Raw genomic sequence first — 19,449 nt, forward strand, 5'->3', positions numbered from 1 at the left:
GGGCGGGGCGTGGTTCCGGCCGGGGCTTGGTTCCGGCCGGGGCGTGGTTCCGGCCGGACCTGGCTCCGCCCGGGCGCGGTCTCGGCCGTGGCGCGGGCCGGGCTCAGGCCGCCAGGGCGTCCACCAGGCGGCGGGCGGAACCCGCCAGGTTCCACCGCTCGGCCAGGGCCAGCAGCGCATCCGGGTCACGCGGCTGTCTGGGCAGCGCCGGGTCGAAGTCCGGAAGTTTCACGTCGAGCGCGACCCGGCACACCGGCAGGGCCCGTGCCAGGTACTCCCGGGCGGCGTCGAGCTTGGTGCGCACGCCCGGCGCGAAACCCGACGCCGGATCGTCGAGCGCGGCCAGGATCGCGGCGATCCCGCCGTACCTCTCGATCAGCCGCGCCGCGGTCTTCTCGCCGACGCCCGCCACGCCCGGCAGGCCGTCGCTGGGGTCGCCGCGCATCGCGGCGAAGTCCGCGTAGAAGCGCGCCGGAACGCCGTACTTCGCCTGCACCAGCGCCTCGTCGGCGTCCTCCAGCTTGGCCACGCCCCGCCCGCAGTACAGCAGCCGGGTCCCGCGCGCGTCGTCGACCAGCTGGAACAGGTCACGGTCGCCGGAGACCACCTCGACCGGCGCCGGCTGCGTCGCGGCCAGCGTGCCCAGCACGTCGTCGGCCTCGTAACCGGGCACGCCGAACGCCGGGATGCCGATCGCCGCGAGCACCTCCAGCAGCACCGGCACCTGCCGTTCCAGCGAGGCGGGCACCTCCTCCACGTCACCGTGGGCCACCCGGTGCGCCTTGTACGACCCGACGAGCTCGACCCGCCAGGCCGGCCGCCAGTCCGCGTCCAGCGCGCAGACCAGCCGGTCCGGCCGCCTGGTCCGGACCAGCTGCGCGATCATGTCGAGGAACCCGCGGATCGCGTTGACCGGCTCCCCGGCCGTGGTTCGCGCGGCTTTCTCCGGTATGCCGTGGAACGCGCGGAAATACAGGCTCGGGGCGTCGACGGCCAGCAGTGGTCGAGTCACGCGCCTACCCTGCCACACGGGTCCGACAAGTTCCGGCACCCGCGGCCCGCGGCGGCCGGACCGCCCGGCCCCGGTCCGGCCGCACGCCCCGCGCGCCCGGCTGCCTGGCCCGCTGGCCTGATCGCCTGTCCGCTCACCTGGCTGCCTGGACCGCGCGCCCGGCTGCCGGGCCCGCTCGCCTGGTCGCTCACCTGGCTGCCTGGATCGCGCGCCCGGCTGCCGGGCCCGCTCGCCTGGTCGCCTGCCCGCTCAGCCGGCTGCTCCGGCCCGCGGGACGGCGGTGTTGCTCGCCCAGATCGGCTTGCCGTCGGCATCGCGGTGCAGGACCAGGTTGCCGTCGTCCTGCAGCCACAGGGTGCAGCGCCCGGCGCTCGCGGTCGCCGAGGACCAGACCGGCGCCGGCCGGTCGGCGCCGCGGTAGAGGACCAGGTTGCCGTCCGGCTGGTTCAGCAGCCGCCGGGCGCCGGTATCGGCCACCGACCACAGGATCCGGCCGGTGGCGGTGTCGGACAGCACGAGGCTGCTGTCACCCTGCAGCATCAGCCGGAACCGCTGGTTCGGTGAGGCGATCCAGGACCAGCGGCGCAGGCTCTGCCCGGTGGACAGCCGGGACGGCTTCGCGTCCCGCACGGTGGCCATCAGATCGGAGTACAGCGGCTCCTTCGGCGTGCCGTCGGCGGTGACGATCCCGTAGTGACACTCCGGGTTCGTGCTGTCCGCGGCGCACGGCACCCCGGCGAACGCGGTGACGTCCCGGTGGGCGTGCAGGAAGAGCGGGCCGACGTAGTCCAGTTCCCGCCACATCTGTACGCCTTCGACGGCGAAGTCCCGGATCCGCTCCAGCGAGGGATGGCGGGTGCCCAGGTACGAGGCGGTCGGATAGCCCCATTCCGTACCCCAGATCTTCATGTCCGCGTGCCCGTGGTCGACCAGAACCGCCCGCAACGCCGCCAGCTGCCCGCACTGCCGGGTGTACGGCAGGTTCGGCCGGTAACGGGGGCCGAACAGGACCAGATCCGGGCGGGCGCAGTTCGACTGGGAGGGGCCCTGCGACTGATGCCAGATCGGATAGGGGTGGTGGGCGACCGCGTCGAAGTCGCCGCCGTACCCGTTGGCGAACGCCCAGTCGAGCCACGCCGCGGGCGAGTTCGGGTTCGGCTGCGACGCGGGTACCGCCGGCTGGTTTCCGGGCCTGGTGCCGGCCGCCGATCCGCCGGCCAGCACGGTGCACCCCGGGCACTGGGCTTTGATGCGGCTGTTGCTGAGCCGGACGATGTCCCAGTACCGGCGCTTGCGCTCGAGGTCGCCACCGTTGCCGTAGTTGCCGAAGCCGGCGTGGTTCGGCTCGTTCCAGATCTCGAATGCCTGGGCCCGGTCCTGGTACCGGCGGGTGAGCCGGGTGACGAAGTCGCCCCAGCGGTCGTCCCACTCCGGGGTCGGGAACCAGTGGTCGGAACCGTCGCCCCGGCCGTGGTCACCGCTGGCCCACGGCGGGGCGTACGTGACCAGCAGCAGAACCCGCATCCCGGCCGCGGCGGCCCGATCGATCGGCGCGTCGTACCTGCTCCAGTCCCATGCGGAGGTCGGGGTGTCCTGTGCGCCCCACCAGGACACCTCGATGCGGATGGGCATGCCGGCGGGCTCACCGACCTGGTCCGGGCCGCCCAGGCCCAGGTTGTGGAAAGCGGTCGGCGCGTCCGCCGCGGTGGGGCGCGCGGGCGGTGTGCCGGTCCGCGCCGGTGCGGTGCCGGCGGGCGGTCTCGTCGCCGTGCTCACCGGCGGGGCGGCGGCGCTGAGCGGCGGCGTGCTCACGGCCGTTGCCGGCGCGGGTTCGGCGCCGGTGGGCAACTGCGTGACGGCACCCACTGCCACCGCCGTGAGCAGCGCCGCGCCGGCGAGGACGGCGGCGAGACGCCCGAGAAAAGTCGCACTCATCGGGAGAGAACCTTAGTCAGCCGGGCCCTCGCGCCCGGGGCCGCGTCTCACTGGTCGTGCGACGCCGTGGTGATCCGGGGTGTCCTCATCCCGCAACGACTCGAGCGTGTGCCGCTGCTCCGCCCGGTGTGCTGCATGGCGCTGCTCCGCCCGGTGGCGGCATACCGCTGCTCCGCCCGGTGGCTGCGCGCCGCTGCTTTGGCTGCCGGAAGCGCCGTGCCATCCGGGTGGCGTCGGAAGCGCCGTGCCATCCGGGTGGCTGTCGGAATCTCGTCTACCCCCGGGATTGAACGACCGTTAAGCTGACGGGGTGACCGTGGATCGACTGCTTCCCACCCCTGAGGCACACGACCTGCTCGACCTGACCCGGGAGCTCGCCACCCGAGAGCTCGCCGGCAAGGTGGACGACTACGAGGCGCGCGGCGAGTTTCCGCGGGAGGTGCTGCGCACGCTGGGGCGCGCCGGGCTGCTCGGCCTGCCGTACCCGGAGGCCGACGGCGGCGCCGGTCAGGCGTACGAAATCTATCTGCAGGTCCTGGAGATCCTGGCCGGAACCTGGCTGGGCATCGCCGAGGCCGTCAGCGTGCACACGCTGTCGTGTTTCCCGGTCGCTGCCTTCGGCAGTGAACGGCAGCGCAAAGCGTTGCCGGAGATGCTCGGCGGTGAGCTGCTGGGCGCCTACTGCCTCTCCGAGCCGCACGGGGGCTCGGATGCGGCGAACCTGACCACCCGCGCCGTGCCGGACGGCGAGGACTGGCTGGTCAATGGCGTCAAGGCGTGGATCACGCACGGCGGGGTGGCGGACTTCTACAACCTGTTCGTCCGCACCGGCGGGCCCGGCGCGAAGGGCATCTCCTGCCTGATCGCCGACGCGAGCACCCCGGGCCTGCTGCCGCAGCCGCGCGAGCGGCTGATGGGTCTGCGGTCGTCGGCGCCGGCGCAGATCGTGCTGGAGAACGCGCGGATTCCGCACGATCGGCTGGTCGGCCGGGAGGGCGAGGGCTTCGCCATCGCCATGCGCGCGCTCGACGCGGGGCGTCTCGGCATCGCGGCGTGCGCGGTGGGACTGGCGCAGGCCGCGACCGACTACGCGATCGGGTACGCCCGGGAGCGTGAGCAGTTCGGTCAGCCGATCGGCCGGTTCCAGGGGGTCGGCTTCATGCTCGCCGACATGGCCACCCAGGTGTCCGCGGCCCGCGCGCTGCTGCTGTCGGCGGCGCGGCTCAAGGATGCCGGGCGGCCGTTCTCGATCGAGGCGGCGAAGGCGAAACTGTTCGCCACCGACGTCGCGATGCGCGTCACCACGGACGCGGTGCAGGTGCTCGGGGGGTACGGCTACGTCGCCGATCACCCGGTGGAGCGCTGGTTCCGCGAGGCCAAGGTGCTGCAGATCGTGGAGGGCACCAACCAGATCCAGCGGATGGTGATCGCGCGCTCGCTGACCGGCTGAGCCGGACGGGGCGGCCGGTGGGTAGTGTTGCCGGTGTGGAAGAGATCGACCGGGCGATCGTGTCGGCGCTCACCGTGGACGGGCGGCTGTCGTACACCGATCTGGCCGAACGGGTGGGCCTCAGCGTCTCCGCCGTGCACCAGCGGGTTCGCCGGCTCGAGCAGCGCGGTGTGATCTCCGGGTACACCGCGAAGGTGTCGTACGAGGCGCTGGATCTGCCGCTGACCGCGTTCGTGGCGATCCGCCCGTTCGACCCGTCCCAGCCGGACGACGCGCCGGAGCGGCTGGCCCACCTGGCCGAGATCGACTCGTGTTACTCGGTGGCCGGCGAGGACTTCTACATGCTGCTGGTGCGGGTGAAGAGCCCGGCCGATCTGGAGCGGTTGCTGCAGGACATCCGCACGGCGGCGAACGTCACGACGCGGACCACGGTGGTGTTGTCCACGCCGTACGAGAATCGGCCGCCGCGGATGGCTCCGCCGCCCGGTGCCGAGTGACGTCCCCGGGTCGTCGGCATGGACGCCCATGACGTGGAAGCGGCGCTCGGCGAACTGCGGCGCGCGCTGACCCCGCACCTCGGCGCGGACTGGACGGTCCCGGCCGGCGACCTGCGGTGGAGTTGCCGGGACACCGCCGCGCACATCGCGCACGACCTGCTGGCGTACGCCGCTCAGCTGGCCGCCGGGGCCGCCGACGGCTATCTGCCGCTCGATCTGGAGGTCCGGCCGGACGCGAGCGCGGCCGAGATCCTGCGGGTGGTCGCCGCCGCCGGGGCGCTGCTGGCCGCCCAGTTGCGTGCCGCCGGACCGGACACCCGCGCGTGGCACTGGGGGCCGACCGATCCGTCCGGCTTCGCCGCCCTCGGCGTGAACGAGATCCTGCTGCACACCTACGACATCAGCCGCGGCCTGGGCGCCGGTTGGCTCCCGCCGCCGGCGGCGTGCGCGGCCGTGCTGGCCCGGTTGTTCCCGGACCGCCCGCCGGTGGAGCCGGTCGCCGCGCTGCTCTGGTGCACCGGTCGGATCGCGCTGCCCGGCCGCCCGCGCCGCGCCTCGTGGAGCCTGCGGGCCGCCGTGGAATGACCGTCCGGCGCGTGGGCGTCGGTCGGTGCGTGAGTCGCGGCGCGTGGGCGGCGGTGCGTGAGTCGCAGTGCGTCGACGGCGGCGCGTGGGCGGCGGTGCCTGCGTGAGTCGCGGTGCGTCGGCGGCGGCGGTGCGTGGGCGGCGGTGCCTGCGTGAGTCGCGGTGCGTCGGCCGCGGTCATTCCGGGATGAGCGCGGTGACCAGGTCGCGCAGGGTGCGGTCGAGGCGTTCGCTCTCCCCGCGGGCGAGGGTGTCCAGGATCGGCTCGCTGTGCAGAGTGGCCAGCAGCACGTGGGCGAGCATGTCGGCGTCGAGGTCGGGTCGTTGCCGGCCGGCCAGCCCGGCGATGTGACCGTGCCAGGCCCGGTAGACCGGATGCGCCTCGCGCGGCCCCTGGTCCGCCGAGCTCACCGGTCGCCGGGTGGCCGCGCTCGCCCTGGACGCGTATGCGGAGTGTGCGGTCGCCGACGCGGCGTGGCTGGCGCCTGTGCCGGCGGGGCTCGGCGCTGCCGATGCCGTGATGCTGCCGATGGCCGGTGTGGTCGCGCTGCGCGTGCTGCGCTCGGCCGGCTTGCGGGGCGGCGAGAGTGTCCTGGTGCATGCGGCGGCGGGCGGCATCGGGCACGTGATCGTCCAGCTTGCCCGGGTGCTCGGCGCGGGCCCGGTCATCGGGGCGGCATCGGCGGGCAAGCTCGGCTTCGTCCGGTCGGTCGGCGCCGACCTGGCCGTGGACTACGACTCGGCGGACTGGCCCGAGCGGGTGCGTGCGGCCGTGCCCGGCGGAGTGGACGTGGTGCTGGATGCGGTCGGCGGCGCCGTGCTGCGGCGAGGTGTCGAACTGCTGGCGCCCTCCGGCCGCGCGGTGGTCTACGGCGCCGCCTCCGGTGGGACGGAGGATGTGCCGCCCGCGCTGCTGTTCCCGCTGCGGTCGATCACCGGGTTCAACCTGACGGCCTGGCGGCGTGCCGCGCCGGAGCAGGCCCGGTCCGAGATGGCCGAGGTGGCGGAGCTGTTCGCCACGGGGCGGCTGCGGACCACGGTGCACGCCGAGTTCCCGCTGGAGGAGGCGGCGAGCGCCCATCGGCTGATCGAGGAGCGAACCCATGTCGGCCGGGTCCTGCTCCGCCCGTGAGCCGCCCGGCCGGTCCCCGCGGGCCGACACGGAGACGTCCCGGCCCGCGGGCGGGGCACGACGCGGCATCGAGGGGTCCGGCAGAGGGATCCGACGGCCGCCCGCGGGCGTGGGTCACGACCGACGGCCCCCGCGGGCGCGGGTCACGACCGACGGCGGGCACGCGGGCGCGGGTCACGACCGAGGGCGGGCCGGTCCGGGGGCGTGGATCGGGCCCGAAGGCGGTGGTCCCGTCAGCGGCATGTCCGGCACCGTTTTACAAGATCCACTGACGAGCCTAGAGTTTGCCGCGCGCGGGGGGAGCTGGTCAGTGTGCAGCGCAGGAACATCGGAATAGCCGTCGCGGCGGTGGTCGGCGTCGGCCTCGCGACGGGTGTCGCGCTGTCGCGTCAAGCCGGTGACGGCGCCGGAGCGCCGCCGCTGCAAGCCGGTGACCTGATCGTCGACGAGTCCGTCCCCGAGTACCGGTTGCTGCAGGACGCCCTGCGGATCGATCTCGCCCGGCACGACGGCGAGGCCGAGCATTTCGCCCTGGTGCCGAAGACCCGGCCCCCCGACCTGCTCGGCATGGGCATCGGCTCCGACGGCCCCGACGCGGTGGTGGACGGCTACCAGTTCGGCCGGCAGCGGCTGCACACCCTGGTGGAGCTGTCCGCGCGGCCGACCGACACCTGCGCGGGCATCCGCTCCGAGCGGTCGTCCGCGATGTGCGTCCGCGACGGCGCCCTCACCCACGTCGCCCCGGACGCGCCCGGCCTGCGCCGCGTCACGGTCTACTTCACCGGCAACGTCGCCACCGCACCGAAGGCCGGGGACGCGGAAACGGACCGGGCCCGCTCGTTCTGGGCCGGGGCCGAGATGGTGCCGCTGGACCAGGCGCCCTGGTTCACCGACCTGGTCACGCGGGGCAGGGCCGCGCTGCACCGGTAGCGCATCGGCAAGGCGCTGGCGCCTACGGTTCGGCGGCCGGCGAACCGTTCGGACTCTAACGTGGCGGGGCCCGCGCGCCGCACCCGAGAGGAACGACACGATGCCGGAACCTGGCCGCATGATCGAGCAGGCGGTTTCCCACGCACTACGCCTCGCGCGGAGCTGGACCGCCTGGGAGGGCGTGCCCGTCCCGGCCGGCGACCGGGTGTACACGCCGCACAAGGCGGTCCGGCGCATCACCGACCACCTGATCGACCATCTCGCCGAGGTGGAGGCGCGGCTGGCCGGCGCGCCGACGATCCCGGACCATTGGCACGCGTCGGCGATCACCACGGCGGCCGATCTGGCGCCGTTCACCGAGGAGGATCTCGCCGAGGCGACCAGCCGGCTGACCCGGCTGGCGCAGATCTGGTCGGTGCGGCTGGGCTCGCTCACCCCGGAACAGCTGGACCGGGCGGAGCCGGGCGCGTGGACCATCCGGGAGATCGCCGTGCACCTGTCCGACACGTACTACGCGGACGCGGTCGGCGACCTGCGCCGCTGACCGGCCGGTTGCAGCCGCAGGACCGGTCCAGACCATCCGTTGTCGCGGCTTCGGCGTTGCGGAGCCGGGCGTCGCGGGCTTCGGCGTTGCGGAGCCGGGCGTCGCGGGCTTCGGCGTCGCGGGCCTCGGCGTTTGCGGGCCTCGGCGTCGCGGGCCTCGGTGTTTGCGGACCTCGGCGTTGCGGGCCTCGGCGAGGGCACGTTCCTCGTACCGGAAATGTGACTCCATGATGGCCCCGGACCGGCCAGCTCACGCCGGATCGCACTCGGGGCGGCGCTCGGGTCCGCACCCAGCTCGGCGACGCGGATCAGGATCCCGGCGATCAGCCCGTGGTCCTCGACCAGCTTGGCGATCGTCGGCGCGGGGGCGGGACGTTCCGGCGGTAGCGCGGGGACTCGTCGAGCACCCCGCCACCCAGCATGACCAGTCAACGAGCGCAACAGCGCGTTGCACTACCAACCGGCTGAACGCCGTTCCGTGACGACACGGCGGTTCACCTCGCTCATGCGCGCGCGTACCGCAACCGTCGGGGTCGATGACCGGGCCGCTCCTGGGCGGGGTCGGCCGGTTCGGAAGCGATGGCTTCGACAGCCCGCGCCGTCAGCGGCAGAACCAGCCGCCGGTCATCGACGCCTGCCGCCATCTCGATCGGCTCGGACCGGACCGGGCACACGATCCGTCCCGCGCTCGGAGGCGGATCCATCGCACCCGGCCTGGAGGCGGCGAGTGCAGGGTCATCCGACGACGGCAGCGGACCGGCCGGGGCGGGCCCGTGCGCCGCCCTCGATCCGGCGTGCTCCGCGGTGCGACGAACAGCGTCGATGTCCTTCTGTCGTACCCGTTGTTTACCGTTCGTGTGCGTCAGTATGCGAAGTGTGGGGCTGAGGGGGTTCGGGTGGCTCGACGTAGGCGCCGGAGAAAGGGCAGGATCAGCGATGGTGCCGTGGTGGCCGGGGCCGCCGGTGGTGTCCTGGCTGTCGCGATGCTGGTCCAGGTGGTCCGGGAGCATCCGGTCCTGACCGTCGTAGTGACCGGGCTCGTGCTGGCCGCCGGCGGGGTGTGGGCGTATCTGCGGTGGTCGGCGATGAACCGGCTGATGAGCTACGAGCGCGACGTCGCGGTGACCGACCACATGAGCGGTCCGGATTTCGAGCGCTACGTGGCCCGGCTGCTGCGCGACAGCGGCTGTCGCGGCGTGCGGGTCAGCGGCGGCGCCGGGGACATGGGCGCCGACGTCACCGCCCGGACTCCGGGCGGCCGACGCCTGGTCGTGCAGTGCAAGCGCTACGCCGGGAACCTGTCGAGCCCGGACGTCCAGCGCTTCGCCGGCACCGCCCGCGACATCCACGGCGCGGACATCGCCCTGTTGGTCACCACCGGCCGCCCGACCGGTCCGGCCCTGCAGATCGCCCGGCGATGCCGGATCACGCTGGTGGACCGGCCGGCCCTGGCCCGCTGGGTCGCCACCGGAGTCGCGCCCGAGGTCCTCGACGACCGCGCACGACGCTGAAGAACAGCATCAGCGGGAACCCGAGCCGGAAGTTCCGGATCGCGGCGCGCGGATCGGGCGCTGTGACCGCTGAGGCGAACACTCCCCGCCCGCGCGGCTGCCGGGACGGCCCGCAACGCGGCCGCGCTCACCCGTGCCCCGGGGCTGCGGCAACCGGCTTCGAACAGGCGGGACCTATGAGGCCCCGCCCTCCTGCCGTCGACCGTCAGCCGTTGGCGAAGTACAGCGTCAGTCCGGGGCAGGGTCGGTTGCACGACGCGTAGGCGGTGTAGTCGGAGTAGACGTTGGTCCGCCAGACGTTCGCGTTGTTCCAGATTCGTTCCGTGACGACGACCTTGCCGTTGTGCACATCCGTCACGATCAACAGCCAGGCCTGATCCGTCGGGGCGCCGGTCGTGCCGATGTGGAACACGTTCGATCCGGCGAGATCCAGCGTCTGGGTGATGCAGTCGCGGTCGACGCCGTCGTACTTGACCTGGCAGGTCTTCTGGTTGAGGGCCAGTGCCGGGTCGGCCACCGTCATCGCTGCGGCCGTTGCGGCGAACGTCATGACGGCCGCGAGGCCGGGTCTGATTCGCATCCTGCTTCCCTTCGTCGAAAGGTGCTTGCGGCTCCGGGAAGGCCAAGGGCCGGAGTTGTTCACCAGCCCGTTCCGCGGTGCACGAAGCCGGGCCGGCCGCCGGCCGGACGTGGCCACCCGTCGCCGTCCTTCGATCGAACCCGGTGAATCTCGATCGCGCAAGGGCGCGGACAGCACGCCGGCAAGTCAGCGCGACATGCGCACGCCTGACACCAGAGAAAAGGACCTGTTGCGGGGCCACCGGATCGCTCCGAGACGCGGAACGCGGCCTCACGGCGTGTGCTTCCGGGCGGACGCCGTGACGACCAACGCCACGGTGGCGATGAGAGCGGAGTATCCGCCGCAGAAGGGCTGGAACGGTCCGCCCGGCGGGGTCCGGCCGCGCTGACGCGGCACCCTGTTCTCTGAACCTGTCCCCGCCGGTGCGGTGGCCGTCTCGGCCGCGTGCTGTGCACCCTTCCGGGCGATGGTGTTCGAGGCCGTACGTTGTCTGAACTGCCGCGAGGGCCAGCCAACCCTGCGGCAGTTCAGCGCCGCTGGGGTCAGGCTGCTGGAATCAGGTCGGCGAGCAGCCCCTCGATGCGGCTCCTGATCTCGTCACGGATCGGGCGCACGGACTCGACACCCTTGCCGGCCGGGTCCTCGAGCTTCCAGTCCTCGTAGCGCTTGCCGGGGAAGACCGGGCAGGCGTCGCCGCAGCCCATGGTGACGATGACGTCGGATTCGTGGGCTGCGTCCCAGGTCAGCTTGGTGGGGGTCTGGTCGGTGATGTCGATGCCGACCTCGCGCATGGCCTCGACCGCGGCCGGGTTGACGGTGTCGGCGGGGGCGGAGCCGGCGGAGCGGACCTCGACGCGGTCGCCGGCGAGGTGGCGCAGCCAGCCGGCGGCCATCTGGGAGCGGCCGGCGTTGTGGACGCAGACGAACAGGACGGTGGGCTTGGTGTCGCTCATGGTGTTCCTCGCGGTGGTAGGGGTGAAAGCCCGCTCAGGGCGCGGCGGCGGGGTGTTCGACGACGATGTCGTCCGCCGTCCTGCCGGCGTCGGGGTACAGGGCCAGCAGCAGGCCGACGCCGGCGAGCAGGCCGACGAGTTGGAAGCCGACGAACCCGGGCACGGAGCCGGGGGCGATGCCGGCGAAGGTGTCGGTGAAGGCACGGCCGATCGTGACGGCCGGGTTGGCGAAGCTGGTGCTGCTGGTGAACCAGTACGCGGCGCCGATGTACGCGCCGACCGCGGCCGGGGCGACCGCGGCTCTGCCGGACCGGCCGAGCGCGAAGATCAGCAGAAGCAGGCCGGTGGTGGCGACGACCTCGCCGAGCCACAGGTGGCCGGCGGCGCGGTCCTTGGTCGAGAGCGTGACGGGGGCGAGGTCGAACATCAGGTTCGCCAGGATCGATCCGCCGATCGCGCCCAGGGTCTGGGCGACCGTGTAGCCGGCCAGGTCAGTGCCGCTGATCCCGGTGCGCCCGCGGCGTCCGAGCCACCAGTCGGCGGCGGAGACGACCGGGTTGAAGTGGGCGCCGGAGATCGGGCCGAAGGTGAGGATCAGCGCACCGAGCGCGAAGGCGGTGGCGACCGAGTTCTCCAGCAGCTGCAGGCCGACGTCGCCCGGCGACAGGGTGGTGGCCATGATGCCGGAGCCGACGACGGCGGTGACCAGCAGTGCGGTGCCGAGGAACTCGGCCAGCAGCCGTCGCCAGAGTGCGATGGAAGGCATGGAAGGTACAAGCTCCGGTCTTGGGTGCGGGCAGGATCGACCCACCCGGCGGTTCATCCGGCCGGGCGGGTCCGGAAGCGGGAGAGGTCAGTCCATGACGGCGCTCGGGTACGCGATCGGCGCGATCCGTTCGATGCGGCCGGCGAGGTCGGTGTAGGCGGCCTCGAACGCGTCGTCGGTGTCGACGCGGACCGGGTCGGGCACCGACCAGTGCAATTGCGGGCGCACCGGGCTGGTGAGGTCTTCGTGCGCGTTGTCGCAGACCGCGATGACCAGGTCCCCGTCATGCACCACGTCGCGGACATGGGCGGTGCGGGCCGGGTCCAGCCGCAGGCCGTGCCGGTGTGCGACCGTGACGGCGCGGGGGTGGACGCGGCTGGCCGGTCTGGTGCCGGCCGAGGCGGCGGGGCCGCCGACCCGGTCGCGCCACAGCGCGGCGGCCAGCTGGGAGCGGGCCGAGTTGTGGGTGCAGACGAACACCACCCGGTCGGCGTCGCGCAGCGGCGGCGGGGTCAGGCAGGCCAGGGCGGCGGGCTGTAGTCGCAGGTAGGTGCGGCGCCGATCGCCCTCGGAGCGGGTCCGCGCGATCAGGCCCGCCTCGTGGAGCACCTTCACGTGGTGGGCGACGAGATTGGTGGGCATACCCAGGTCGGCGCCGATCTCGCCGGGGGAGGCGTCGCCGAGGATGAGCGCGTCCACGATCGCCAGCCTCGCCGGGTCGCCGAGCGCGGCGTGGATACGTGCTCTCACCCGCAGCAAGGAAAGGTCGCCGTTCATTGACTCAATACTGGCTGAGCTTCTTTGTCGAGGCAAGCCGCGACCGTGGATGAGCGGCGGACCCGGGGCTCCGGCCGCCTCCGATCCGCTTCCCGGTGGATCTGATCCGAGCCGGCGGGCGGTGTCAGGCGGTGACGGTTCCGCCGACGGCGAGCAGGGTGGACAGCTGTCGCATCAACTCCGGCCGAGGGCGGTAGTAGACCCAGCTGGCGCGGCGCTCGCCGTCGATCAGTCCGGCTTCGCGCAGCACCTTCAGGTGATGCGAGATGGTCGTCCCGGAGATCGTGAACGCCGGGGTGAGGTCGCAGACGCAGATCTCCCCGTCGGGCGCCGAGGCGATCATCGACATCAGTTGCAGCCGGATCGGATCGCCCAGCGCTTTGAACGCCTGCGCGAGGGTGGCGGCGGCGGGGGCGGGGATCCGCTGTTGCGCCATCGGCGGGCAGCAGGGCGTCTGCGGTTCGGCGGGTGACACGACCGGTGGTTTCGACATGCGTCGAGGTTGACAGATGTCGAAGCCGCGTGCAACCGTGGATTCGACAGTCATCGGATTCGACATTTCTCGAATCCGGGTGCGGTGGGTTCGACGGACCCACCGCCCAGCCCGACCTTCACCTCAACGAGGAGTACCCCGCGATGAGTAGCGACGCTTCCAGCACCGCCCCGACCGCCGCCGGGCAGGACCTGTGCTGCGGCACCGCCGAGCAGGCCGCGGCCGCTGACGCCTGCTGCGCCCCGCAAGCCAAAGCGGAGGCGGTCGCCGGAGGCGCCGCCTGCTGCGGCCCGACCGATCAAGCCGCCCCGACCCACGCCGAACCCGAGGCCGGTTGTTGCGGCCCGGCCACCACGGTCAGCGCGGTGGAGCTGCTTCCCGCTCCCGCGGTCCGCGCCGAGGCCCTCGGTGCCGGGCGGCTGCCGGTGGTGGTCATCGGCGCCGGCCCGGTCGGGCTGGCCGCCGCCGCTCACCTGCACGAGCAGGGCGTCCCGTTCCTGGTGCTGGAAGCCGGCGACCAGGTCGGCGCGTCGGTGCGGCAGTGGTCGCACGTCGGCCTGTTCAGCCCGTGGCGCTACGACATCGACGCCGCCGCCCGCCGCCTGCTCGACGCCGCCGGGTGGGCCGCGCCGGACGACGAGGGTCTGCCCACCGGCGCCGAGCTCGTCGACACCTACCTGCAGCCGCTGGCGAAGCTGCCGGCCATCGCCCCGCACCTGCGTCTCGGCGCCCGGGTGACCGCGATCAGCCGCCTGGGCGCCGACCGCGTGCGCACCGCCGGCCGCGCCGACCTGCCCTTCGTGGTACGGCTCGCCGACGGCACGGAGGTCACCGCCAGCGCGATCATCGACGCGTCCGGCACCTGGCGCACCCCCAACCCGCTCGGCGTCAACGGGCTGCCCGCCCACGGCGAGCCCGAGGCCGCCGATCGGATCGACCACGCCCTGCCCGACGTGCTCGGCGCCGCCCGCGCCGCCCACGCCGGCAAGCACACCATCGTCGTCGGCTCCGGGCACTCGGCCGCCAACACCCTGCTCGACCTGGCGCGGCTGGCCGAGACCGAACCCGGCACCCGGATCACCTGGGCCGTGCGCGGCGGCTCCGCCCAGCGGGCGTTCGGCGGCGAGGGCGCCGACGAACTGCCCGCCCGCGGCGCGCTCGGCTCGGGTCTGCACGCCCTGGTCGACACCGGCAAGCTCACCCTGGTCACCGGGTTCGGCGTGCACACCGTACGCCGCGACGCGGACGGCATCACCCTGGTCGCCGCGGACGGGCGCACCCTGACCGCCGACCGGGTGGTGTCCGCGACCGGCTTCCGGCCCGACCACAGCATCACCGGTGAGCTGCGTCTGGACCTGGACCCGATCCTCGGCTGCACCCGGATCCTGGCCGACCTGATCGACCCGAACCAGCACTCCTGCGGCACCGTCGCCCCGCACGGCTACCGCGAGCTGGGCCAGCCGGAGCCGGACTACTACGCCGTCGGCATGAAGTCCTACGGCCGCGCGCCGACGTTCCTGATGGCCACCGGCTACGAGCAGGTCCGCTCGATCGCCGCGGCCCTGGCCGGCGACTTCGCCGCCGCCGACGACGTACGGCTCGACCTGCCCGAGACCGGGGTGTGCAGCTCCAGCGTGGTCGCCGAGAACGCCGCCCGCGAGGTCGCGGCCCGTTTCGGCCTCACCCCGGACGTGCCGGTCGCGCTGGCCCACGCCACCCTGGCGGTGCTGCCCACCGCGGCCAGCACCGGCGACGCCGTCCGGGCGGCCGCCGACCGGATCGGCCTCGACCACGAGACCGCCCTGCAGATCGCCGCCCTGGCCGACCGCTCCGGTGCCCTGCCCGGCGTCACCGGGTTGATCAACCTCACCAGCTCGGCCGGTGGCAGCTGCTGCTCGTGAACCGGCCTACCGGCACACCGGTGCCCGCCGACCCGCCGGTCGGCGAGCACCGCCCGCCCTTCCCGCCCAGCAGCCGGATGCTGGTGACCGCGCTGGCGATCACCCAGACCATCGGCTACGGCACGCTCTACTACGCGTTCGCCGTGATCCTCGTCCCGATCGCCGCCGACCTGCACACCTCCGCCACCGCCGTGACCGGCGCGTTCACCGCTTCGGTCCTCGCCTCGGCGGTGCTGGCCGTGCCGATCGGCCGCCGGCTGGACCGCCACGGCGGCCGCGCGCTGATGACCTGCGGCTCCCTGCTCGGGACCGTGCTGCTCGTGCTGTGGTCGCACGTCGAGCAGGTGTGGCAGCTGTACGCGGTGCAGCTCGGGATCGGCGTCGCGTCGGCGGCCAGCCTCTACGAGGCCGCCTTCGCCGTGATCATCGCCTGGCACCAGCCGCGGCAACGGTCCTCGGCGCTGCTCGCGCTGACCGTGGTCGCCGGCTTCGCCAGCACCATCTTCCTGCCCCTGACCGGGTGGCTCACCGACCAGCACGGCTGGCGCACCGCCCTGCTCGTCCTCGCCGGCATCCACGCCGTCACGGGGCCGCTGCACGCCACCGTCGTCCGGCGCCCACCATCAGCAGGCCCGCACACGGTCACCCGGCACCGCGACGCCGGCACCCGGGCGGTCCGCGCCGCGCTGGCCGATCGTGGCTTCTGGCTGCTGACCGCCGGGTTCACCGCCCACACCACGGCGACCAGTGCTTACACCCTGCTGCTGGTCGCCGCCCTCACCACCTGGGGCCACCCGCCCGCCTTCGCCGCCACCATCGCCGGCCTGCTCGGCCTCCTGTCCGTCGCCGGACGGCTGATCACCACCGGCCTGCAACGCCGCTACCGGACCACCACCATCACCGCCGGCGTCTTCGCGCTCCAGGCCGCCGCGGCCCTGCTGCTGCCGGCCGTCGGCGCCACCACCGGCGGCGCCGTCCTGGCGGTCGTCGGGTTCGGCCTCGGCTTCGGCGTGGCCACCATCGCCAAACCCGTCATCCTCGCCGAGCGCTACGACACCCGTCGCTACGCCACCCTCGCCGGCATCCTGGTCGCGCCGATGGCCCTGGCCAAAGCCGGCGCCCCGTTGGCCGCCGCGGCCCTGCACGCCGCCACCAGCTCCTACACGCCGGTCCTGGCGATTGTCGCCGCCTGCTGCGCCGTTGCCGCCATCGCCATCGCCGTCTGCTCCCGGCCCACCGCACAGCCATGAGGGCGGCTCGCCGCGGGCCGGCACCACCCGAAGGGGTGCGCTGGCCGCCGCTACGGCCGGAAAAGACCGTCGCCGGTCAAGGCGAGGGGGCCGGGGCCGGCGGGCGCGGGGTCGATCCGGAGCAGGGGCCGCCGGGCTGGCCCGGGCCCGCGTCGAGGCTCGGTCAGGTGCCCGGGGGACCGGTCCCGGAGCTCCACGTGTGCGGTCGGGGGAGCGCGCCGACGGTCACGCCGAGCACGCTGGAGCGGGCGTTCGAGCGGGGGCTGACCCGGCCGCGCTCGGCCGGGGGAGGGTCTCCGGTGGTGATCGGTCCGGATCGGCGACGCCGGTCCAGGGCCGGTGACAAGGTGCCGGAGTGTGAGGCCGCTATTTCTCCTCCCGGGTCGTTGTACGGCTGGGGCCACGCTGGCTCGGGCCGGCCGTGCGACCCGTCAAACGACCAAGATGGAGGAGAACGAGATGGAACCTGATGTCAGCTTCGGAGCCTGGCTGTCCCTCCAGACCGGACGTCATGACCCGGTGGGCGACCTGGCCCGCGACTTCCTCGGTGACGACGGCTGCGGCCGATGCTTGCACCTCGCCGAGGATGCCGAGTTCATGCAGGTCCAGGATGTGGCCGCGAGCATGGCCGAGCACCGAGCCGCCCAGCCCGCGTTCGATGCCTTCAACCTGGCATGCGCCGAGTGGACCGGCCGCCTGCCCTGACGATCTTCGGTGGTGATCAGCGAAACCGGCGGCAACACCGGTCAGGCCCGGCAACGCCGGTCAGGCCCGGCAACGCCGGTCAGGCCGGGCGGCGCCGGTCAGGCCGGGCGGCGCCGGTCGCGCCCGGCGGCACCGGGCGGGGGCCGCTCGTGCCGTCATGCGGCTGACCAGCGTTCCCGTTGGCTCGGGCGGGCAGCGGACGGGAGGCCGGCAGCGCTGCCGGATGGCCTGCATGCTGGGGTGAAGCATCGCCGCGTTCGCGGGCGGTGGCCGTCGCCTGCCGTGCCACGTCTGCGCGTGCTGCTTCGTCGCGTTCGACGATGGCCGGGTCCGGGCATGGCGGAGTTGTGCCCCGGCACGCGGGGCGACGCTGCGCTCGGGCACGGGCGGTGGCGGCACGCCGGTGGAGGTCATGAGCCGCGCCGCGGTCACGCCCGCCGGGCGGGAGCCGGCCGGCGGCGCCGGACAGGATCACGATCGGACGCGCAGTCCCTGGGACGGCGCGTGGTGGGTGTGCCGTTTCGGAATCGTGCCCGGCGGGCACACCCGGAAAGGCACCGGCGGGAACGTTCTACGGTGCGGCACCGGCGGGCAGGTCCCGCGGTGCGGCATCGGCGGGCACACCACCGATGCGGCACCAGAGCCATGACGACCACGGAGGGTTGACGAATGAGCTTCACCGACAAGGTCAAGAACAAGGCCGAGGAGCTGGCCGGGAAGGCGAAGCAGGGGGTCGGCGAGGCGACCGACAACCCGCGCCTGTACGCCGAGGGCGAGGCCCAGGAGGGCGCCGCGCACGCCAAGCAGGCCGGCGAGCACGTCAAGGACGCCGGCCGCGATGTGCGCGACGCGCTGAGCTGAAGGCGCGCGCGGCGCGCTGAGTCCGGAACCGCGCGGCGCGCTGAGTCCGGAACCGCGCGGCGCGCTGAGTCCGGGACGTGCGGGACGCGCTGAGCTGGATCGGAACAGGTGGGCCGGGGGCCCCGGCCGCGGCCGGGGCCCCCGTTCTCACACCGGTACGGCGGTGGCGGCCTGCTGCTTGCGCCACCAGTCCTGGCCGGTCTTCGGCAGCGTGTCGATCGGGTCGTAGTACTCGTACAGCTTGGTCAGCGCCTCGCTGTCGTCCTTCTCGAGCGAGGTGCGGTAGTTCTTGGTCCAGTACGAGATGCCGTGCTCGCGGTCGTACTCCGCGACCATGTGCACCCAGCGCTTGCCGACGAACGGCACGTCGCACACGAGCCGGGGCGTCGCGTACCCCGGCAGGTAGCCCATCAGGTCGTGCTGCAGCTGCTGGGCGTGCCACACCGGCACCCGCCAGTGCTCCGCGTTCGGGATCATGTCGCACATGTAGAAGTAGTACGGCAGGATGCCGGCCTCGCCCTGCAGCGCGAAGCACAGGTCCAGCAGGTCCGCCGCGGTGGCGTTCACCCCGCGCATCAGCACGCCCTGGTTGCGCACGTCGCGCACGCCGACCTCGAGCAGGGTGCGCACCGCGCGGGCGACCGTGGGGGTCAGCGAGTTCACGTGGTTGACGTGGGTGTGCACGGCCAGGTTGACGCCGCGGCGCTCGGCGGTGACCGCGACCCGGTGCATGCCCTCGACCACGTCGTCCTGCAACCAGTGCTGGGGCAGCCCCATCAGCGCCTTGGTGGCCAGCCGGATGTCGCGCACGGTGGGCACTGACAGCAGGCCCATCAGGTAGGCCTCCAGCTGCCGCCACGGCACGTTGGCCACGTCGCCGCCGGAGACCACCACGTCCCGGACGCCGGGGTGCGCCTTGAGGTAGTCCAGGTGGGCGGCGTACCGGTCGGCCGGTTTCTGCACCAGTTTCAGCTTGGCGACCGCCGGGGTGCTGTTGCCGACCAGGTCCATCCTGGTGCAGTGCCCGCAGTACTGCGGGCAGGTGGACAGCAGCTCGGCGAGCACCTTGGTGGGGTAACGGTGGGTGAGGCCCTCGGCCACCCACATGTCGTGCTCGTGCAGCGAGTCGCGGGTCGCGTACGGATGGGACGGCCAGTCCAGCTGGCGGTCGGTGGCCACCGGCAGCATGTAGCGGCGTACCGGGTCGGCGTAGAACGAGGCGGTGTCCGGCACCCGGTCCGGCACCATCGTGTTGAGCATCTGCGGGGGGATCAGCATCGACATGGTCGCCAGCCGCTGCTGGTCGGTCTCCAGGTCGGTGTAGAACGCGTCGTCGAGCAGGTCGCCGAGCACGGAGCGCAGCTGCTTCACGTTCTTCACGCAGTTGGCCCGCTGCCACTGGGCGGACTGCCACTGCCCGGCGCTGACGTGGCGCCACCCGGGGAGCCGGGTCCAATCCGGCTCGGCCAGCTCGCGCCGCTGGTACTCGTAGGGCTGTCCCGTGTCGAGATCGGGCACCTGGTCCTCCCCTGGCTCGGCTGTACAGGCTCATCAACGTACTGGAGAAT

Annotated in this window: 20 protein-coding genes; 11 read left to right on the forward strand and 9 right to left on the reverse strand. The window is 73.4% G+C overall.

Annotated features, from left to right (window positions below):
- Nucleotides 1-103: 103 nt before the first annotated feature.
- Together ACTEI_RS13845 and ACTEI_RS13850 are read right to left on the reverse strand one after the other, a co-directional pair.
- Nucleotides 104-1,012 (reverse strand): 5'-3' exonuclease, encoded by a 909-nt coding sequence (locus ACTEI_RS13845; protein ID WP_122978033.1) that lies wholly within the window; start codon nucleotides 1,010-1,012, stop codon nucleotides 104-106.
- A 249-nt stretch (nucleotides 1,013-1,261) separates the two neighbouring features.
- The gene (locus ACTEI_RS13850; protein ID WP_122978034.1) at nucleotides 1,262-2,947 is read right to left on the reverse strand and encodes a hypothetical protein; all 1,686 of its coding nucleotides are present in this window, start codon (nucleotides 2,945-2,947) and stop codon (nucleotides 1,262-1,264) included.
- 310 nt (nucleotides 2,948-3,257) lie between these two features.
- Here ACTEI_RS13850 and ACTEI_RS13855 point away from each other — a divergent pair, with 310 nt between their 5' ends.
- The 3 genes from ACTEI_RS13855 to ACTEI_RS13865 are packed head-to-tail and all read left to right on the forward strand — an operon-like array spanning nucleotide 3,258 to nucleotide 5,479.
- Nucleotides 3,258-4,397, forward strand: coding sequence for an acyl-CoA dehydrogenase family protein (locus ACTEI_RS13855; protein ID WP_122978035.1), 1,140 nt, complete (start codon nucleotides 3,258-3,260; stop codon nucleotides 4,395-4,397).
- Between the two features lie 35 nt (nucleotides 4,398-4,432).
- Entirely contained in the window at nucleotides 4,433-4,894 is a 462-nt protein-coding gene (locus ACTEI_RS13860; RefSeq protein ID WP_122978036.1) for an Lrp/AsnC family transcriptional regulator, read from the forward strand.
- An 18-nt stretch (nucleotides 4,895-4,912) separates the two neighbouring features.
- Nucleotides 4,913-5,479, forward strand: a complete 567-nt coding sequence (locus tag ACTEI_RS13865; RefSeq protein WP_122978037.1) for a maleylpyruvate isomerase N-terminal domain-containing protein — start codon at nucleotides 4,913-4,915, stop codon at nucleotides 5,477-5,479.
- Nucleotides 5,480-5,656: 177 nt separating this feature from the next.
- Here ACTEI_RS13865 and ACTEI_RS13870 read toward each other — a convergent pair whose 3' ends face one another.
- Nucleotides 5,657-5,890: a hypothetical protein gene (locus ACTEI_RS13870; RefSeq protein ID WP_122978038.1), complete on the reverse strand. Its 234-nt coding sequence runs from the start codon at nucleotides 5,888-5,890 to the stop codon at nucleotides 5,657-5,659.
- Nucleotides 5,891-5,900: 10 nt separating this feature from the next.
- Here ACTEI_RS13870 and ACTEI_RS13875 point away from each other — a divergent pair, with 10 nt between their 5' ends.
- The 4 genes from ACTEI_RS13875 to ACTEI_RS13890 all read left to right on the forward strand — a co-directional run bounded on the left by ACTEI_RS13875 (nucleotide 5,901) and on the right by ACTEI_RS13890 (nucleotide 9,595).
- Entirely contained in the window at nucleotides 5,901-6,611 is a 711-nt protein-coding gene (locus ACTEI_RS13875) for a quinone oxidoreductase family protein (RefSeq protein WP_122978039.1), read from the forward strand.
- Nucleotides 6,612-6,923: 312 nt separating this feature from the next.
- Nucleotides 6,924-7,541: a hypothetical protein gene (locus ACTEI_RS13880; protein WP_145831092.1), complete on the forward strand. Its 618-nt coding sequence runs from the start codon at nucleotides 6,924-6,926 to the stop codon at nucleotides 7,539-7,541.
- A 118-nt stretch (nucleotides 7,542-7,659) separates the two neighbouring features.
- The gene (locus tag ACTEI_RS13885) at nucleotides 7,660-8,085 is read left to right on the forward strand and encodes a hypothetical protein (protein ID WP_122978041.1); all 426 of its coding nucleotides are present in this window, start codon (nucleotides 7,660-7,662) and stop codon (nucleotides 8,083-8,085) included.
- Nucleotides 8,086-9,031: 946 nt separating this feature from the next.
- Nucleotides 9,032-9,595 (forward strand): restriction endonuclease, encoded by a 564-nt coding sequence (locus tag ACTEI_RS13890; RefSeq protein ID WP_203723787.1) that lies wholly within the window; start codon nucleotides 9,032-9,034, stop codon nucleotides 9,593-9,595.
- 205 nt (nucleotides 9,596-9,800) lie between these two features.
- Here ACTEI_RS13890 and ACTEI_RS13895 read toward each other — a convergent pair whose 3' ends face one another.
- The 5 genes from ACTEI_RS13895 to ACTEI_RS13915 all read right to left on the reverse strand — a co-directional run bounded on the left by ACTEI_RS13895 (nucleotide 9,801) and on the right by ACTEI_RS13915 (nucleotide 13,164).
- Complete coding sequence (locus ACTEI_RS13895; protein WP_145831091.1) at nucleotides 9,801-10,175, reverse strand: hypothetical protein; 375 nt, start codon at nucleotides 10,173-10,175, stop codon at nucleotides 9,801-9,803.
- 542 nt (nucleotides 10,176-10,717) lie between these two features.
- Nucleotides 10,718-11,128 carry an arsenate reductase ArsC gene (locus ACTEI_RS13900; RefSeq protein ID WP_122978043.1) on the reverse strand — a complete coding sequence of 137 codons (411 nt, stop codon included), beginning with the start codon at nucleotides 11,126-11,128 and terminating at the stop codon, nucleotides 10,718-10,720.
- Between the two features lie 34 nt (nucleotides 11,129-11,162).
- Nucleotides 11,163-11,894 (reverse strand): aquaporin, encoded by a 732-nt coding sequence (locus ACTEI_RS13905; protein WP_122978044.1) that lies wholly within the window; start codon nucleotides 11,892-11,894, stop codon nucleotides 11,163-11,165.
- Nucleotides 11,895-11,981: 87 nt separating this feature from the next.
- Complete coding sequence (locus ACTEI_RS13910; protein ID WP_239082636.1) at nucleotides 11,982-12,644, reverse strand: arsenate reductase/protein-tyrosine-phosphatase family protein; 663 nt, start codon at nucleotides 12,642-12,644, stop codon at nucleotides 11,982-11,984.
- A gap of 151 nt (nucleotides 12,645-12,795) precedes the next feature.
- Entirely contained in the window at nucleotides 12,796-13,164 is a 369-nt protein-coding gene (locus tag ACTEI_RS13915; RefSeq protein WP_122978046.1) for an ArsR/SmtB family transcription factor, read from the reverse strand.
- 419 nt (nucleotides 13,165-13,583) lie between these two features.
- Here ACTEI_RS13915 and ACTEI_RS13920 point away from each other — a divergent pair, with 419 nt between their 5' ends.
- The 4 genes from ACTEI_RS13920 (at nucleotide 13,584) to ACTEI_RS13935 (ending at nucleotide 17,881) form a co-directional block, all read left to right on the forward strand.
- Entirely contained in the window at nucleotides 13,584-15,065 is a 1,482-nt protein-coding gene (locus ACTEI_RS13920; RefSeq protein ID WP_239082638.1) for an NAD(P)-binding domain-containing protein, read from the forward strand.
- Complete coding sequence (locus ACTEI_RS13925; protein ID WP_122978048.1) at nucleotides 15,062-16,315, forward strand: MFS transporter; 1,254 nt, start codon at nucleotides 15,062-15,064, stop codon at nucleotides 16,313-16,315. Before ACTEI_RS13920 ends, ACTEI_RS13925 begins: the two co-directional genes overlap by 4 nt.
- Nucleotides 16,316-16,759: 444 nt before the next feature.
- The gene (locus ACTEI_RS13930; RefSeq protein ID WP_122978049.1) at nucleotides 16,760-17,020 is read left to right on the forward strand and encodes a hypothetical protein; all 261 of its coding nucleotides are present in this window, start codon (nucleotides 16,760-16,762) and stop codon (nucleotides 17,018-17,020) included.
- A gap of 669 nt (nucleotides 17,021-17,689) precedes the next feature.
- Entirely contained in the window at nucleotides 17,690-17,881 is a 192-nt protein-coding gene (locus tag ACTEI_RS13935) for a CsbD family protein (protein WP_122978050.1), read from the forward strand.
- 147 nt (nucleotides 17,882-18,028) lie between these two features.
- On the opposite strand, the gene ACTEI_RS13940 is transcribed toward ACTEI_RS13935, so the two are convergent.
- Nucleotides 18,029-19,399, reverse strand: a complete 1,371-nt coding sequence (locus tag ACTEI_RS13940; protein ID WP_122978051.1) for a KamA family radical SAM protein — start codon at nucleotides 19,397-19,399, stop codon at nucleotides 18,029-18,031.
- Nucleotides 19,400-19,449: the final 50 nt, after the last annotated feature.

Source organism: Actinoplanes teichomyceticus ATCC 31121 (assembly GCF_003711105.1).
Classification (GTDB): Bacteria; Actinomycetota; Actinomycetes; order Mycobacteriales; family Micromonosporaceae; genus Actinoplanes; species Actinoplanes teichomyceticus.

Bases quoted from the DNA above. Each gene is read 5' to 3' on its own strand.
- ACTEI_RS13865 (WP_122978037.1), top strand. From the start codon at position 4,913: ATGGACGCCCATGACGTGGAAGCGGCGCTCGGCGAACTGCGGCGCGCG.
- ACTEI_RS13935 (WP_122978050.1), top strand. From the start codon at position 17,690: ATGAGCTTCACCGACAAGGTCAAGAACAAGGCCGAGGAGCTGGCCGGG.
- ACTEI_RS13885 (WP_122978041.1), top strand. From the start codon at position 7,660: ATGATCGAGCAGGCGGTTTCCCACGCACTACGCCTCGCGCGGAGCTGG.
- ACTEI_RS13850 (WP_122978034.1), bottom strand. From the start codon at position 2,947: ATGAGTGCGACTTTTCTCGGGCGTCTCGCCGCCGTCCTCGCCGGCGCG.
- ACTEI_RS13905 (WP_122978044.1), bottom strand. From the start codon at position 11,894: ATGCCTTCCATCGCACTCTGGCGACGGCTGCTGGCCGAGTTCCTCGGC.
- ACTEI_RS13900 (WP_122978043.1), bottom strand. From the start codon at position 11,128: ATGAGCGACACCAAGCCCACCGTCCTGTTCGTCTGCGTCCACAACGCC.
- ACTEI_RS13915 (WP_122978046.1), bottom strand. From the start codon at position 13,164: ATGTCGAAACCACCGGTCGTGTCACCCGCCGAACCGCAGACGCCCTGC.
- ACTEI_RS13930 (WP_122978049.1), top strand. From the start codon at position 16,760: ATGGAGGAGAACGAGATGGAACCTGATGTCAGCTTCGGAGCCTGGCTG.
- ACTEI_RS13895 (WP_145831091.1), bottom strand. From the start codon at position 10,175: ATGCGAATCAGACCCGGCCTCGCGGCCGTCATGACGTTCGCCGCAACG.